Consider the following 16102-nt stretch of genomic DNA (forward strand, 5'->3'; position numbering starts at 1 on the left):
GCTATTTCAGGACGGGACAATCATCTAAAAACAAAAAGCTTCAAGAAAATTCTCGAAGCTTTTTATGTTTTATACTATTTATATTTCTAATAAACTAACCTCAATCCTACACCGAATCCCATATCGCTATCGTAATGAGTTCTGATGTGCATATTTCTGTTCAAGATATAGCTCAACTCGCCCATATATTCTTTATCTGTATTCCACATAAAACCAGCGCGAACTCGTTTTGAAATTGGAATATCCTCTCTCATCAGTTGCAAACGAACTTTTCCTGTATGATAAATTTCGGTCTGAAAATCAATTAACATTGGTAATTTATACACAAAACCAGCACTGAATAATCCTTTGTTTCTATCTGTTTTTTGACCAAAAATATTCTTTTCTACAATTCCGTGGTCTGTTAACATTTTGTGTTGATTCCAATCAAAACCTACAAAAACTTGAAACCATTGATTTCGATCAATAAAACGTCCCAAATGTGTTTCTACTTCATAACCGTGTTCTGGTTTGTAACCAATTCCCCACTCCGAAGTAAAAGCCCAACGTGCATCTTGCACCATCAACATACCATCTAAACCATTTGTAGCGAAATCATTTTCTACCATAACATGCTTCATGTTACTTTCCATTTGCAACATTTTATAGGCATGTTTTTTATTTGGTAAATTAGGATTTTGATAATCTCCAACCTCAAAAACACGGTTCATTCCGCCCATCATGTGATACAAAATATGACAATGGAAAAACCAATCACCTTCTGTATTTGCCTCAAATTCGATGACATTTGTTTCCATTGGCATAATATCCAACACGTTTTTCAACGGAGAATATTCACCATTTTTATTAATGACACGAAAATCGAAACCATGTAAATGCATCGGGTGACGCATCATCGAGTTGTTGTACAAGGTAATACGCAGAATTTCACCTTTTTTCACTAGAATTTTATCCGATTCCGAAAACACTTTGTTATCCATACTCCACACATAACGATTCATATTTCCTGTTAATTCGAAACGCATTTCTTTTATTGGAGCATCTTTCGGAAGTGTTGTGTTTTCAGGCGCTTTCAGCATTCCATAATTTAAAGTGGTAATGTTTGAGGATGTATTTCCATGCGAAGAATGATCCATTTCAACCATTTCTGAATGATTTTCAACAGAATCTTTCTTTGATTTTTTAGATTTCTTTTTCGCTTCGCCAGAAATTTCAGGATACATCACAGTGTTCATGTCCATTTGCTGTAAGCTCATTTTCATTCCCATATCGTTCATTGTTCCGTTCATATTCATCATGTCGTTCATCATCTTCATTCCTTCAAAATACTTCAATTTCTGAAGTGGTTCCATCAATTGTTTCTTTCCTTCACCAATGAACAACGAAGCCGAACCCGTTCTATCCTCAGAAGTTGCCTGAAATTCATACGACAAACCACCTTCAGGAACCGTCACCACCACATCATAGGTTTCGGAAACGCCAATAATCAAACGATCAACCTCTAAAGGTTCTACGTCATTTCCATCATTTGCTACAACCGTAATTTTGCCACCTGCATAACGCAACCAAAAATAAGTGGATGCACCACCGTTCGAAATTCGTAAACGTACTTTATCACCAGCTTTGAATTGTTTCAGTTGACTTTCATTCTGCGCATTTATCAAGAATTTTTCGTAATAAACATCGCTTACATCCATTGCCAGCATACGTTTCCATTCGCTGGTAATTTTTGTTTTGAAATGACCTTCACGAATTGCTTCAGCATAACTTTGCGTAGAACCTTTTTTGATTCCCGCCCAATCGTTTGCATTGTGCAACATTCGCTGAATATTTTCAGGTTTCAAATCAGTCCATTCGCTCAACATCACAGGAATTGTAGGTAAATCATCAATTCCTTTTCGGAAAGTTGGATCGTTTTCGCGTTTCTTCAAAATCATCGAACCGTACATCCCGATTTGTTCTTGATACCCCGAATGACTGTGGTACCAATGCGTTCCGTTCTGAATAATCGGAAATGAATACGTGTACGTTTCACCAGGTTTGATTCCCATCTGCGTCAACATCGGAACTCCATCTTCCTTATTCGGCAACCACACGCCGTGCCAATGCAACGAAGTATCTTCATTCAATTTATTATGTACTCGAATTACCGCTGTATCGCCTTCCGTAAACTCTAAAGTAGGCATCGGAATTTGACCATTTACTGAGATTGCTCTTTTCTCTTTTCCAGAAAAATTAACAATAGTATCACGTACATATAAATCATATTCTACACGTTTTTGAGCCTGTAAAGCAATCGTCGAAGGAACTAAAAGTAAAAAAAGTAATTTCCTCATGTGAATGATTTATTATAACTGACTAAACTTCTTATAATTCTCCTCGTTTTCGAAATAATCAACATTTCCTTGCTGATCTTTCAAAACGATATACGCATTTGCTTTATCAATCTCTTTTCCTGTAAAAGGATCTTTTGCTTTACGCGCAGTTTCATCATTCGGAATTCTTTCTACACACATCTTACAACATCCATAATAGGTTTTTCCATCATAAGGAACTTCGAACTGATCTTTGCCCATATATGCATTGTTCACCATACAAACTTGCTTATTCGGAACCTTATCTCCAACATTGTAAGCCGTTGTTTGCGAAGGTTGCATCATATCTGACATCTGTTCTTCATGAACAGTAACTGTTGGTTCTTCTGTTTTATTTTGACAAGATATTAATGCAAAAACACTTAATATTGAAACACCTAAAACTATCTTTAAATTCTTCATTTTCATTCTATTTTTTAATTATTATTTCAATGTTTCAACTGTGCTTCCGCATGTCAACATCATATTTCCGTAGAAAGGATTTTTAATATCTGATTCTTTACTCAACCAATTCGAACCGCCGTTAAACATTGGACAATTTTGATAATAAACTGTATATCCAAGATTTGTTTTTTGAGCTAATTTGTACATTCGCGCTGATAATTTTGCAAAAGTTGTACGTTGTTTTTCAATATTTTTTTCTTGCGATAATTGCTTCGAAGTTGTTTCTAAATCATTCAAAACTTCCATCCAAACCATATGCAATTCATGCGAAAGTTTACCCATTTCTACAGTAGAAATTGATTTAGTAAATGCTGTAATTTGTTTCGAAATTTCACTTTCATTTGCTTTTACAAAAGCATCTTTCAACGAAAAGTAAGTATCAAAAACTTGTGACAATTGATTTTTTTGTTGAGAAGCTTCAGTTTGATTATGAGTAGAATGATCCATTTCTTGATGGTTCATCAACATTTTTTTATCCCGAGAATATTGACAATCTTTTTCCAATTTTGCATAAGCTTCATCAGGCGCCATATACTCTGAGTTATCAAAACCTGCTAGCGCAATATTTTTCAAGATTTCGTTCGAATTTGTTTTTGCTTTATTATATGAAATCGAAGCTGTTTGAGTCGTTGTGTCAAAATCTACTTTCGAAATTCGAGGTTGATTTCCTGCTTTTTCAATTAATTCTTTTGCATTTGCACAACTTCCTTTCACTTGAAATTGTTTGGTTTCTTGATTTTTAAATTGTGCATTTGCAGCAAAAGCAAGAAAACTTCCGATGATTAAAAAACTATACTTTTTCATGATTTTTAATTTAGATTTTATCAATTGGTCGACGCGTATGTTTGCTCAATTGTTTAAAAACAGAAGGCGTTAAACCAGTTACTTTTTTGAATTGTGCACTAAGATGTGCTACACTCGAATAATTCAATTGAAATGCTATTTCACTCAACGATAATTCATCATAAATCATTAATTCTTTGACTTTTTCTATCTTTTGTTGAATAAAATATTTCTCAATTGTTTGCCCTTCCATTTCCGAAAAAAGATTCGAAATATATTTATAATCTAACTTCGTTTGTTCGCTCAAATAATCAGATAAATTGACTTTCAGTTCGTTATTTTCTTGATGAACCAATTGAATAATCAATGTTTTGATTTGTTCAATCAACTTACTGCGTTTATCATCGATTAATTCAAAACCAACTTCTTCCAATTCATTTCGAACCAATTCTAATTGATCAGCATCAATCGGATTTTTCAATTCAACTTCTCCCAATTCGATATGATTTGTTTCGATGTTATTCATCTTCAAAATTCGTCCAACCACTACTTTACAGCGATGACAAACCATATTTTTTATAAATAATTTACTTGTATTTTCCATAATATATTCTTCGAAATTGAGCGATTTAATCCACTTAAATTTACAAAATCTTATGTTACAAATTTCGTACAACTTCATTTCAAAAGATTATACAATTTGGAAGATGATATATATAATTTTCAGATTAATCATTTTTCATTAACCTATTCTTGATAAATGAATTACCAAAATCATCTGTTTTTTGAATATATTTGATAATAATAAAATCACTTAAAATGAAAGCTACCAAAACTCTAACATTTATTCTTACAATAAGTTTATGTTCTATTTTTTCATGTTCAAAAAAAGAAGAAATTACAAATACGAATAAACAAGTCAAAAATGAAACAGATCATAATTCTGATTCATTTAATATAGAAAACATTCCAGTTTCTAATGTAAACTTCAGTGAATTTGGAGAATTTCCACATATTGGAATTCCTGAAAATGTGAAATTTACTAACTCTCCATTAGAAAATGAAACTGGTGAAATCTATTTCCCTATTGGTAAGAAAAATGATTTTGTCAAATTAACTGGTAAAACTTTTAAAGCATTTTTAAGCAAAAAAGATAATGATACAAAAGATTGGTCTGTTGAAGAAATTACTCAAAACTTTGATGATAATATAAAAAAACTTGGTGGTGTTTTAATTTTTAATGGAAAGTTGACAAATGAACAAACTGACTATCTTAACAATAATGATAAAACTTTAGGCGAAGAAGGTTCTATTGATTATTGGAACGAACCTGTAAGAGTTTATGCCATTAGAAGTGCGAAAGGAGATAATATTTACGTTCAATTATCTCTTAATTCGGCTAGTGGTGCCATTCAAATATTACAAGAAAAATCAAAAAATAAATAAATGCCTCAAAAAGAACTAACTCCGTCAGAACAAAATAACTGCATTCAAATTTTGAAAGAGCGTTTTGAGAAAAATATGCACAGACATCAAGATTTGGATTGGCTAAAAATTGAAGAGAAAATCATTAATCAACCTGAAAAAATTTGGTCTTTGCATCAAATGGAAATCACTGGTGGTGAACCTGATGTTATTTTTTATGAGGATAAAACAGACGAGTATTATATTGTAGATTGTTCGGCAGAAAGTCCGAAAGAGCGTAGAAGTTTGGCGTATGATTACGAAGGACAGACGTCTCGCAAAGAACATCAACCAAAAAATAATGCGATAGATGTTGCAAAAAGCATGAAAATTGAATTATTGACCGAAGAAGAATATCGTTTCTTGCAAGCTGTAGAAATTGTCGATCAAAAAACCTCAAGTTGGTTAAAAACACCTGAAAAAATTAGAGAATTAGGCGGTGCTATATTTGGCGATTATCGTTACGGAACTGTTTTTATTTATCACAACGGCGCACAATCTTATTATGCAGCTCGTTGTTTTAGAGGAATTTTAAAAGTTTAGGTACTTTAATAATTATTGTTTACGCTCCACTTATCACCTTTCAAGAGAGGAAATATTCATTTATTTAAAACAAATCATCGCCATGTTGAACTCGTTTCAACATCACATTCTTTTTTTTGTTAGCAACAAACCTTCAAATAAAATCATTATCAATTAATCAGTTATCTATAATCACAATATTTATTTTAAATTATTCTAAATAAATATTGCCTAACTAAATCTTTTTCCTAATATTTGTATTTTAATTTAGACTTAATACAAATAATAATGAAAAAACTATTTATTTCTACTGCAATCTTAGCGCTATTAGCAAGCTGCACGAATAAAGAAGCAAAAAATGAATCGACTGAAGAAGTAAAAACAGAGAATACTATTTCGAAAGAAAAAATTGTTTCTTTAAATGGAGCGATTACTGAAATTTTAGCTGATTTAGGAGAAGAAAATAACCTTGTTGGTGTTGATGTAACAAGTACTTACCCTACTTCTGTAAAGGAAAAAGCGACAGATTTGGGACATACTCGTTCTTTGTCAATCGAGGCTTTATTGGCTTTGAAACCAACAAAAGTATATGCAACGGATAAAGACTTGAATCCAGAACAAATTGCACAACTAAAAAATGCTGGAATTCAGACTGAAATTGTAAAACAAGATTATTCAGTTGAAGGAACGAAAGAGTTAGTAAAAACGGTTGCAACTTCTCTAAATAAACAAGATTTTGATGCTATTACTACTAAAATTGATACAGATTTAAAAGCTGTAAAACCTTTGGCTACAAAACCAAAAGTATTGTTCATTTACGCTCGTGGAGCAGGAAATTTGATGGTTGCTGGAACAAACACACCAATGGAAAAAATTATTGGAATTGCTGGTGGACAAAATGCCATTACAGAATTTGAAGATTTCAAACCATTAACACCAGAAGCAGTTGTAAAATCAAATCCTGATTATATTTTGATGTTTGACAAAGGCTTAGAAAGTATTGGTGGCGTTGACGGCGTATTAAAATTAGAAGGTGTAGCTTCTACAAATGCAGGAAAAAACAAAAAAATCATCGCGATGGATGGTCAATTGGTTTCTGGATTTGGACCACGTGTCGGGCAAGCAGCAGCGCAATTAAATCAATTACTTCAAAAATAAAAAAGTCTAAAACAATATGTATCCGCAAATCAGAATACATCTTTCTTTGTTAAGTTTAAGCATCTTTGGTCTTGCAATTCTTGCATTATTCTTGGGTGTTTATCAATTTAACGAATCCATCCTATCCATCATCAATAAAGCGATTACCAATAGAACTGCTATCAACGACAGCGATTATTATGTGCTTTTCGATTTACGATTACCACGTATTATTATGTCTATTTTGGTAGGTGCTGGTTTGGCAGTTGCAGGAACTTGTCTACAAGGTATTTTCAAAAATCCATTGGCATCTCCAGACTTGATTGGGATTACATCAGGAAGTATTTTATTTGCTGCAATTACGATTGTTTTGGGAGGATATATCAAAGATTTTGTTCCAGAAATTATCCATTACTCATTGCTTAGTTTGATGGCATTTGTCGGCGCTATGTGTTCCACAGTTTTTGTGTATAAAATTTCTTCGCATCATCAAAAAACAAATATCACCATTTTGTTATTGGCTGGTGTTGCAATTTCTGCGCTTTGCGGTTCTGCAACAGGACTTTTAACATATCTATCTACAGAAGAAGAATTACGCAATCTAACATTTTGGACATTAGGTAGCATTGCAAGTGCTAACTGGGACAAAATCTTAATTTTAGGAATTGTTATTAGCATCAGTTTTTACTTTTTAATTGGAAAAGGAAAAATATTAAACGCGATGATGTTGGGCGAAAAAGATGCTGAACATTTGGGAATTAATGTCGAGAAAACAAAAAAACAAATCATCGTTTTTTCAGCTTTATTGGTTGGTACAATTGTTTCTTTTACAGGAACAATCGGATTTGTAGGATTAATCGTTCCGTATATTTTACGTTTAATCTTCAAATCGAATTATGTTATCATTCTTCCTTTATCTGCATTTTTAGGTGCAATTTTAGTCATTGTTGCAGATACAATCAGTCGAACATTGGTTGCTCCATCCGAAATTCCAATCGGTATTTTAACTTCGTTAATGGGCGCGCCAGTTTTTATTTCAATTTTAATGAATTATAAAAAATCGTTGTAATGTTAGCGGTAGAAAATATTAATTATCAACACAAATCATTCAAGATTTTAGATACGATTTCGTTTGATGCAAAAGCAGGAAAAATGATTGCAATCGTTGGACCTAATGGTGCAGGAAAGTCATCTTTACTAAGCTATATCGCAAATGAAATTGAACCAAATGCTAACCTAATTCGACTAAAAGATATTGCCTTAAAAAATTGGAAAAAAGAAGATTTACCGCAACATAAAGCAAAGTTTTCGCAACATCAACCAACTGATATTCCGCTTACAGTGAAGGAAGTTGTATTGATGGGACGTTATCCATATTTCCAAAATTCACCTCAACAACAAGACATCAATTCAGTTGATTATTGGATGACCAAAACCGATATCAATCATTTAAAAGACAGGGATTACATTCATCTTTCTGGTGGCGAAAAACAGCGTGTACATTTGGCGCGCGTTTTTGTGCAATTGGAAAATGAAGTCAATCAAAAACTACTATTATTAGACGAACCTTTGAATAATTTGGACATTTCTCATCAATTTAATTTGTTAGAAATTCTAAATGATTTTAAACAAAAAGGAAACCTAGTAATTTTGGTGATGCACGACCTTAATTTGGCTTCTCAGTTTGCTGATGAAGTGATCTTAATGAACAAAGGAAAAATTGTTTATCAAGATAGTCCAGAAAAGGTTTTCCAACCAGAAATCATTTCCAAAATTTATAGATTTCCTTGTACCATTTGTAAAAATCCAATCGACCAAAAACCACTTATTTTATTCGGTAAAAAAACAATTACAATGAACACACTTACAGATTTAAAACAACAATGGAAAGATTTGAAAGCAAATCAACCTAAAATTAGAATACGTAACGCAGCGAAAGAACTTAGCGTTAGCGAAATGGAACTTTTAGCAACACAATTAGGCGATAATGTCACAAAATTAAAACCTGAATTTGCTGCGATTTTACAAGAAATAGAATCACTTGGAAAAGTGATGGCTTTGACGCGCAACAACGAATGTGTACACGAACGCAAAGGTATTTACCTAAATCCTGATTTTTCTTCACCTCACGCACAACTTTTTGTTGGGGAAGATATTGATATGCGAATTTTCTTGAATCACTGGAAAACCACTTTTGCAGTTGTAGAGAAATCTGAACATGGAGAACGCAAAAGTTTACAATTTTTCGGAAAAGATGGCGAAGCAATTCACAAAATATATTTAGTTCCGCAAAGTAATGTAGAAGCGTTTGATGCATTGGTTGAGAAATACAAAAACGAAGACCAACAAACAATTCCTACAACAGAAATCATCGAAAATAAAGTTACAGAAAAGCCTGATAACGAAATTGATGTTGAAGGTTTTCAACAAGCTTGGGTTGAGTTGAAAGACACGCATAATTTCTTTATGATGTTGCGCAAATTCGGCGTTACACGTACACAAGCATTGCGTTTGGCTCCAACAGATTATCATGCAAAACAAATTTCAAATGAAGCAATTGTTCAATTCTTAGAAAAATCTGCCGAATTGCAAACACCAATCATGGTTTTCACAGGAAACAAAGGAAATATTCAGATTCATACAGGTGAAATTAAACGTACGATGTGGCACGAAAACTGGTTCAATATTTTGGATCCAGATTTTAATATGCACTTGGATATGTCAAAAATTGCCTCGACTTGGATTGTTAGAAAACCTACTGAAGACGGTATCGTAACAGCGATTGAGGTATTTAACGATAAAGGAGAAATTATTGTTCAATTCTTTGGGAAAAGAAAACCAGGTATTCCTGAATTGGAGCAATGGCGCGAAATTGTTGCTGAATTGAATTAAGAAGAATCTAACCAAATCTTATATTTCACACTAAATTTTACCCGATTAATAGAAAATGTTAATCGGGTTTTTTATTATTTTCCTTTTTCTATATAGATATGCTTTGTATAAATAGTAGCGTATCTATCATAAGATATCCACAAAGTAAAAAGTAAAGGTTGATTTTATAATTATCAATGTACAAACAATTAAAAACAGACTTGTTTATAATAAACCAAGGACTCGGGTAAGATAAAACAACTGTGTTTATAATAAACCGAGGACTCAGGTAAGGTAAAACAACTATGTTTATAATAAACCGAGGACTCAGGTAAAGTAAAACAACTATGTTTATAATAAACCGAGGACTCAGGTAAGGTAAAACAACTATGTTTATAATAAACCGAGGACTCAGGTAAAGTAAAACAACTATGTTTGTAATAAACCGAGGACTCGGGTAAGGATAAACAGACTTACTTTGGAAGAATGCCTACGAAGTTATATACATCCAACTCTAATAAAAAAGGTCGTCTTTCCAGACGACCTCACACAAAGAGACAAATAAAGTACTCAAAACTTTATTTCAAAACTATTTTTTTCGTTTCAACTTTATCGGCAGATTGTATTTTTACGATGTAAATTCCAGCCGAAAGTTTACTTAATTGTATTGTTTTATTTGTAAATGATGAAGTTGGTTGATAGCTTTCCTGATGCACCAATTGTCCATTTATCGCATAAATTTGAATATTTAATGGAGACGATTTCGCTTCTTGCGAATTGTACACCAAACCAATTGTTTTCGGTTGAGAAGCGGTATAAATATCAAACTTCGTTTTGGCTAATTCTGTTGTTCCTAAATTAGCTGTTACATTTTCGTAATCGAATGTTATTTTTCCTGTAGAAGATCCTTCAAACGTTTTGAAAACCAATTTATAAATCTGATTTGTAGATGTATTTTTGATAAAATGATTCGTAGGATTCACTACATAAGACCAACCCGATAAGGTTTTCCAATTATATCCAACTGCATTAATATCTGCTACATAAGCCATATCATCAGTAGGATTTCCAGATTCTGTTTTCGCCACTTTGATCAAATCACTTTGCAAAACTCCCGTTACCGTATACATCACAACATCACCCTCATTCGTTGTAAGTGGTGTAACATATTTTGTAAATTTCAAATCCCATTTACTTTGGTCTGGCTCTGGTGTAACTGCTTTATCAGTCAATAAACTATAATAATTGAACAAATTTGTTGGATTGGTTTTATGCGCAAGATTTACTTTTGTATCAGCCGACCAAGTTCCATTTGTCAATTTAGAATACGTAAAATTATATTCGCCTAAAGGAGCTGCAAAATTATCTATTTTCAATTTCACATATTCTCCTGTTGCATATTTCAATACAAAAATGATTGAACCATTTACGTAATGATTTGCAATACTATAATTACCCCAACCATATGTCGCAGAACCATTATTGAAAGCGCCTTTTTGCCAATCTGTGTCCGAATTGTACAAAGCTGTCCACGTAGATAAATTAGCAACATCAATACTATTCCATTTTGAGACATCATTCGACGCTTCGTAAACTTCTATCCCTGCGCCATCGTTTACTCTAATTCCTGTAGACATATTCGATTTTCGATAAAATGATATCTCCCAATCGTTTCTATTTACAGAATTCGTCGATTGGTCTGCCAATCCGTAATAAACATCATTTGTATAACCAGCACCCATAGTAACTTCGCCTTTTATGGTTTGAGCATTTATTACAACAGATGTTAGAATGATTGATGCTAAAAGTGTAAATTTGTTTTTCATGATATAATAATTTTTTAATTGTTAATCAGAATTAGAACAGTCAATCCGAGAGATTACACTCTGACCCGTATGACTCGGATTGACGCATTCTAACCACTAATAATGAGTATGTTTATGATAAATTTATTTGATAAGTTTATATTCAAATTTTGGATAACCTCTCACACCAGAAGCATTCAGAAAAGCTAACATTTTAATTTTGTAATAATTATTTTCTGCATCTTTGATGATATAAAATCGATCCGAAAATAATTTTTGAGGTGCAGTAACTTGTCGCCAAGAATCACCAATTGCACGCTGATCGTCTAAAAATTTTGTTTCATCAATCATCGTTTCATTAAATTTTTCGTAGGTAATTTCATTGGTTACATCTACACGATAGGCTTTTGCACCCGCTTTCAAATTATTGACCACATAATCCAAATATCCATACGAACCATTTCCTGTAATAAGATTAGTAAAAACTGTAAAGTTTAAATCCCATTCTAATTTTGAAGGTTCAACATTTACAAGATCATTCGTCGTAAAACTGAAGTGAACAAAATTGTACGTTGTCGTTTTTGCAATTACTTTTTCTTTGTAAGTCGTATCATCCAAATCTGCATATTGCATCACATATTGCTCGTCTTTTTTGATGAATTTCACTTTTTTCCAACCGCGCGAATTTCCAGCAACAGCTGCCGAACCAACCGCAGGCGTTGAAGTTCCCACTTCGTAACCCAAATTCAGTAAATAAACTGGATTATCCGACTCTTTAATTTCCCCAATCGCTGTTTTCAAAATATCTCCAGCAGGATCGTCAACATATTCTTTGTTCGAATCTGTAAATGTACCTACCGCAACTTCGTTGATTAATTTCCCAACCGATGCTTTTGTTACTTTCGACAAATCGGTTTCGTCCAACGCTTTTACCGCCATATAAATAGAAGTATTTAACATCACGCGGAAATTTGTTCCATTATAAAACCCTAAATCCCAAGAATCTCTTTTTACCTTTGTTTGCGTTCCTTTACTTAAGTCTACATAAACTTGATATTGCTCATTTGGTCCGCCAATTTCCACATCCATTGTTCCTCCAATCGAATTTTCGAAAGAGATTTTTGTTGACGAATATCCTTGAATAATCGCTGATGGATAATCAATTTTTGTAATTTCAAACTGAATCGTTTTATCAGAACGATCAAATGGATAAATCAAATTCTTAAACGTAAAACTTGTTGACGTTTCACCTTTTTTGATTGGTATAATAATTTCTTGATTTGTAACTGCAACAGAAGTTGAATAATCAACATTATAAGTAGCTTTATCTTCGGTTATTTTAATATGAATTTGTCCATCTTGTTCTGCAACTTTAGAATAAATTAGATTTATTGTTTTCTCATTATCAATCTTACTAAAATCGATGCTTGCATCCTTAAAAGCAACAACAAAATCTTGTCCAATTGGATTGTTTTCATCATTACATGACCACAAAAAAGAAAGACTAAACAATAGGATATATATAAATATTTTTTTCATGATTTTTTGATTAATTAATTCCTAAATTGAAGGTAAGTTTAGCAAAATACGAACGTCCATATCCATACAAAATACTTGTAGAACCTTGGCTATGCGCACCATCATTTCCAGATGAACTGTTCAAATACTTTACATCAAAAAGATTTCTTGCACCAATTGTTAAACTAAGTTTTTTGTTCCAAAAACTTTGTCTTATTGACGCATCTATCCAGTTAAAAGCTTCTTGTTTACCTTTTACTAAAATTTGTTCACTTGTATTTGACGGATTATTTTTCAAGACAAATTGCTCTTGAGCTCCATTGTATTTATAGAAAAGTGAGAAAATTGTATTGGTTTTTGGCAAAGTGTACGAAACATTTGCATTGATTTGCGTTGAATAGAAATATTTATTTTTAACTGAATTTACAGCAACTGCTTCATCAATATCTTGCTTGATGCCTGTCAACGTAAAACCAACTCCTCCCGAAAATTGATGGACTTTGAATTGATTCAAATACGTAATACCTTGTACATCGTAATTATCAATATTACGATATTGATATTTCAATGGAGATTCTTCGACAACAATCAAATCAATCTTATCTTTCAGATTAATTTTCCACAACGATACTTTTTGCTCTAATGAATTATTTTCTCCGATATACCAATTCTTTTTTAAGTGAACAAAAGCAGAAACTCCTTTTTCTGGATTCAGATTTTCGTTTCCTTGCACATTATGATTGACGTCTACGAAATACGAATACATTTCCTCATAATTTGGCAAACGTGGTGAAGTACCAACAATCGCGCGCAATTCCCATTGTTTTCCAAATAGATATTTCGCACTCAAACTCATCACATACTGCTTATCAAATTGCTCCGAAAACATCACGCGAGCGCCTGGACGAAACGAAAGTTTATCATTTAGATTAATTTCAGAAGAAGCAAAAAAATCATACGTTCCTAATTTTCTTTCTATAGGTTTTTGGAAAAATTCTCCTGCCGAAGTTGAAGCAAAACCTTTTGTTTGATCGATTTCATAACCAAATTGAAAATCGAAATAATCATTTTTATTGATAAAATTGCTGAACATCCCTTTCGAATAATACACTTTTCGACTTTCATATTCGAATTTGTTTACATCATGTTCAACACCTTCAAGAATTTCATAATTATACGATTTCAATTTTCTTTTTTGTTCTTGATACGAAAACGAAACATCATAATTAATTGCTTTTCTAAATCGTCCTGAAGCATTTAAGTGATTGTAAATACGATCTGTTGTGTACACTCTATCTTTTCCAAAATAATCTACCGTCGCAGTTGGCGCATTCGGTGCAAGAGTTGGATTGGGATCGTAATACTTAGTTTCTTCGTTGAAATATTCGAATTTATAAAACAAACGATAATTGTCTTTTTTATATTGAACAAATGCCTTTGCTGCATTTTGTTCTTTTGGCAACCATTCGTATCCTCTCAATCCGTCATTATTAGGATAATTCTTTCCTTTTTTATCATCAAAAAATCCTTGAAAATCATTACGTGAAAAACTTAAATTAGCGTAGATTTTGTCTGAAAATTTATGCCCGATTTTCAAGGATTGTATATGTCTTCCTTTATTTTTCCAATTGTATTCATCTCCAATTGTTTCCTCTTGCAAAGTCGCAGAAATATCAAATTTATTCTTCCCTCCTTTTTTAGTAATAATATTGATTACTCCCGCAATAGAATTTGCTCCATATTCCACTCCCATCGCACCTTCTACGATTTCTATTTGTTGAATATCATCTAAGTTAATCTGCGTTAAATCGGTATTATTCCCTAAACCTTCGTCGTTAACTAATGGAATATTGTCCACCAAAATTTTGAAATATTGTGCATCCAAACCAAACATTTGCACCGTCGATTTTCCTGTAGAAGAACTCGGAATAATATTCATATTCAATGTTTGATTTAAAACATCTGCCAATGTGTTTCCTGCTTGTCTCTCGATCATTTCTTGCGAAATCACTTTTACTTCGTAAATAGATTTCTTGACCGATTGCGCATTATATTGCCCAGAAATCACGGTTTGTTCCAAATTAATCGTCGAATCTTTTGGAAACGAATTAATTTCTTGAGCCTGTAGAATTAGTGTTGTAAGTAAGCTTAGTAGAAAAAAGCGCCTCTTCTTTGTCCTTAATTTTATTATTTAGAATTAGTCTAATAATTAATAAGACAAATGTAAACGAATTTTTTAATTTATTTTTATTTATTCTAAATTAATTTATTGAATAGTGATAAAAATCGAGCTTCGTCTTCTAATTCTGATAAAAGAATGAGATGTTAAAACATTATTAATCAATTTAATTGTTAAAGAATTAAATTAAGGAAAGTAAAAATTGAACGAAATTAAAACGAATTATTTTCGTTTAGGTTTTGTTTTCGTAACAGCAAAATAAGACGCTGTAAAAGCAGACAAACTTTTGTAACCGACTTTATAAGCGATTTCGCTCAATGTAAAATTATTGGTATCTATTAATTCAATACTTCTTAGAATTCGGACAAGTTGCATATATTTTTGAAGTGTAATTCCTGTTTCTTGTTTGAAAATTCGTTGCAAATTTCGAGCAGACATATTCGCTTTATCTGCTAATTCATTTAGATTAAAATTTGTGTATAATGAGAATGAATATATTCACTTACAGGAATTAAACGTCTATCAACAAGAACTGGCAATTCTAGATTATGGTTTTCATCGCAAAAATGAGGCAAACTATACAACATCGAATTTAAGAAAATCTTTTGCTCCTCCTCTTCAACCAAAAATTTATTCCATTTTGAAGCGTATAACATCATTTCCTTTAGAATCGGCGGTGCAACAAAAACATGGATATCGTTGTAAAAATCTTCCTTAAAAACTTCTTTAAATAAAATCAACATTGGATTGACCGTTTTCGCCTCGGAAGTTGTACGATGTAGCTTATTTGCAGGAATCCAAATCACTTGATTTTGAGGAACTAAATAAATCTTTTGTTCGATATAAAAATATTGGTAACCTTCTTCAACATAATTCAATTGGAAATAGTCATGCGAATGAACCTCATCTGCATTTTTACGATTTTTCTCGTACCAAACGTATGTATTGGTTGTCATATGATCCGAATATTCTCCAATAATTTGTTGTCGTACTTCATGACTTCG

General features: G+C 32.4%; 14 protein-coding genes and 1 pseudogene. 6 read left to right on the forward strand and 9 right to left on the reverse strand.

What is annotated here, in order from left to right; genetic code table 11:
- Window positions 1-86: 86 nt before the first annotated feature.
- The 4 genes from B4E59_RS08210 to B4E59_RS08225 are packed head-to-tail and all read right to left on the reverse strand — an operon-like array spanning window position 87 to window position 4206.
- Window positions 87-2336, reverse strand: a complete 2250-nt coding sequence (locus tag B4E59_RS08210; RefSeq protein ID WP_286496078.1) for a multicopper oxidase domain-containing protein — start codon at window positions 2334-2336, stop codon at window positions 87-89.
- A gap of 12 nt (window positions 2337-2348) precedes the next feature.
- Window positions 2349-2777: a hypothetical protein gene (locus B4E59_RS08215; protein ID WP_371875732.1), complete on the reverse strand. Its 429-nt coding sequence runs from the start codon at window positions 2775-2777 to the stop codon at window positions 2349-2351.
- 21 nt (window positions 2778-2798) lie between these two features.
- The gene (locus B4E59_RS08220; RefSeq protein ID WP_286496079.1) at window positions 2799-3623 is read right to left on the reverse strand and encodes a DUF3347 domain-containing protein; all 825 of its coding nucleotides are present in this window, start codon (window positions 3621-3623) and stop codon (window positions 2799-2801) included.
- Between the two features lie 10 nt (window positions 3624-3633).
- Window positions 3634-4206, reverse strand: coding sequence for a helix-turn-helix domain-containing protein (locus tag B4E59_RS08225; RefSeq protein ID WP_180906139.1), 573 nt, complete (start codon window positions 4204-4206; stop codon window positions 3634-3636).
- A 215-nt stretch (window positions 4207-4421) separates the two neighbouring features.
- Here B4E59_RS08225 and B4E59_RS08230 point away from each other — a divergent pair, with 215 nt between their 5' ends.
- From B4E59_RS08230 to B4E59_RS08255, 6 genes and pseudogenes are all read left to right on the forward strand, one after another.
- Window positions 4422-5048, forward strand: a complete 627-nt coding sequence (locus B4E59_RS08230) for a hypothetical protein (RefSeq protein WP_219034431.1) — start codon at window positions 4422-4424, stop codon at window positions 5046-5048.
- Window positions 5049-5609 (forward strand): DUF4256 domain-containing protein, encoded by a 561-nt coding sequence (locus tag B4E59_RS08235; protein ID WP_219034430.1) that lies wholly within the window; start codon window positions 5049-5051, stop codon window positions 5607-5609.
- Window positions 5610-5876: 267 nt separating this feature from the next.
- Window positions 5877-6746, forward strand: coding sequence for a heme/hemin ABC transporter substrate-binding protein (locus B4E59_RS08240; protein ID WP_219034429.1), 870 nt, complete (start codon window positions 5877-5879; stop codon window positions 6744-6746).
- 16 nt (window positions 6747-6762) lie between these two features.
- The gene (locus B4E59_RS08245; protein WP_219034428.1) at window positions 6763-7794 is read left to right on the forward strand and encodes a FecCD family ABC transporter permease; all 1032 of its coding nucleotides are present in this window, start codon (window positions 6763-6765) and stop codon (window positions 7792-7794) included.
- Window positions 7794-8498, forward strand: a pseudogene (locus B4E59_RS08250) (heme ABC transporter ATP-binding protein); the annotation flags it as partial. The gene B4E59_RS08245 and the pseudogene B4E59_RS08250, both read left to right, overlap by 1 nt.
- Window positions 8499-8579: 81 nt before the next feature.
- Window positions 8580-9617: a hemin-degrading factor gene (locus B4E59_RS08255; protein WP_291052436.1), complete on the forward strand. Its 1038-nt coding sequence runs from the start codon at window positions 8580-8582 to the stop codon at window positions 9615-9617.
- Between the two features lie 557 nt (window positions 9618-10174).
- Here B4E59_RS08255 and B4E59_RS08260 read toward each other — a convergent pair.
- The 5 genes from B4E59_RS08260 to B4E59_RS08280 form a co-directional block, all read right to left on the reverse strand.
- On the reverse strand, window positions 10175-11422 hold the full coding sequence (locus B4E59_RS08260; RefSeq protein WP_286496081.1) for a T9SS type A sorting domain-containing protein: 1248 nt from the start codon (window positions 11420-11422) through the stop codon (window positions 10175-10177).
- Between the two features lie 123 nt (window positions 11423-11545).
- Complete coding sequence (locus B4E59_RS08265) at window positions 11546-12940, reverse strand: HmuY family protein (RefSeq protein ID WP_291047437.1); 1395 nt, start codon at window positions 12938-12940, stop codon at window positions 11546-11548.
- Between the two features lie 10 nt (window positions 12941-12950).
- Window positions 12951-14999, reverse strand: a complete 2049-nt coding sequence (locus B4E59_RS08270) for a TonB-dependent receptor plug domain-containing protein (protein WP_291052433.1) — start codon at window positions 14997-14999, stop codon at window positions 12951-12953.
- A gap of 321 nt (window positions 15000-15320) precedes the next feature.
- Window positions 15321-15536: a helix-turn-helix domain-containing protein gene (locus tag B4E59_RS08275; protein ID WP_286496083.1), complete on the reverse strand. Its 216-nt coding sequence runs from the start codon at window positions 15534-15536 to the stop codon at window positions 15321-15323.
- A gap of 23 nt (window positions 15537-15559) precedes the next feature.
- A partial coding sequence (locus tag B4E59_RS08280; protein WP_291047434.1) for an AraC family ligand binding domain-containing protein occupies window positions 15560-16102 on the reverse strand: 543 nt, incomplete at its 5' end.

Origin of the sequence: Empedobacter sp. UBA2044, assembly GCF_002333005.1 — a bacterium.
In the GTDB taxonomy this organism is placed as follows: Bacteria; Bacteroidota; Bacteroidia; order Flavobacteriales; family Weeksellaceae; genus Empedobacter; species Empedobacter falsenii_B.

Excerpts from the sequence above, each read along its gene's own strand:
- B4E59_RS08210 (WP_286496078.1), bottom strand. The coding sequence starts at position 2,336 with ATGAGGAAATTACTTTTTTTACTTTTAGTTCCTTCGACGATTGCTTTA.
- B4E59_RS08215 (WP_371875732.1), bottom strand. The coding sequence starts at position 2,777 with ATGAAGAATTTAAAGATAGTTTTAGGTGTTTCAATATTAAGTGTTTTT.
- B4E59_RS08220 (WP_286496079.1), bottom strand. The coding sequence starts at position 3,623 with ATGAAAAAGTATAGTTTTTTAATCATCGGAAGTTTTCTTGCTTTTGCT.
- B4E59_RS08225 (WP_180906139.1), bottom strand. The coding sequence starts at position 4,206 with ATGGAAAATACAAGTAAATTATTTATAAAAAATATGGTTTGTCATCGC.
- B4E59_RS08230 (WP_219034431.1), top strand. The coding sequence starts at position 4,422 with ATGAAAGCTACCAAAACTCTAACATTTATTCTTACAATAAGTTTATGT.
- B4E59_RS08235 (WP_219034430.1), top strand. The coding sequence starts at position 5,049 with ATGCCTCAAAAAGAACTAACTCCGTCAGAACAAAATAACTGCATTCAA.
- B4E59_RS08240 (WP_219034429.1), top strand. The coding sequence starts at position 5,877 with ATGAAAAAACTATTTATTTCTACTGCAATCTTAGCGCTATTAGCAAGC.
- B4E59_RS08245 (WP_219034428.1), top strand. The coding sequence starts at position 6,763 with ATGTATCCGCAAATCAGAATACATCTTTCTTTGTTAAGTTTAAGCATC.
- B4E59_RS08255 (WP_291052436.1), top strand. The coding sequence starts at position 8,580 with ATGAACACACTTACAGATTTAAAACAACAATGGAAAGATTTGAAAGCA.
- B4E59_RS08260 (WP_286496081.1), bottom strand. The coding sequence starts at position 11,422 with ATGAAAAACAAATTTACACTTTTAGCATCAATCATTCTAACATCTGTT.
- B4E59_RS08265 (WP_291047437.1), bottom strand. The coding sequence starts at position 12,940 with ATGAAAAAAATATTTATATATATCCTATTGTTTAGTCTTTCTTTTTTG.
- B4E59_RS08275 (WP_286496083.1), bottom strand. The coding sequence starts at position 15,536 with ATGTCTGCTCGAAATTTGCAACGAATTTTCAAACAAGAAACAGGAATT.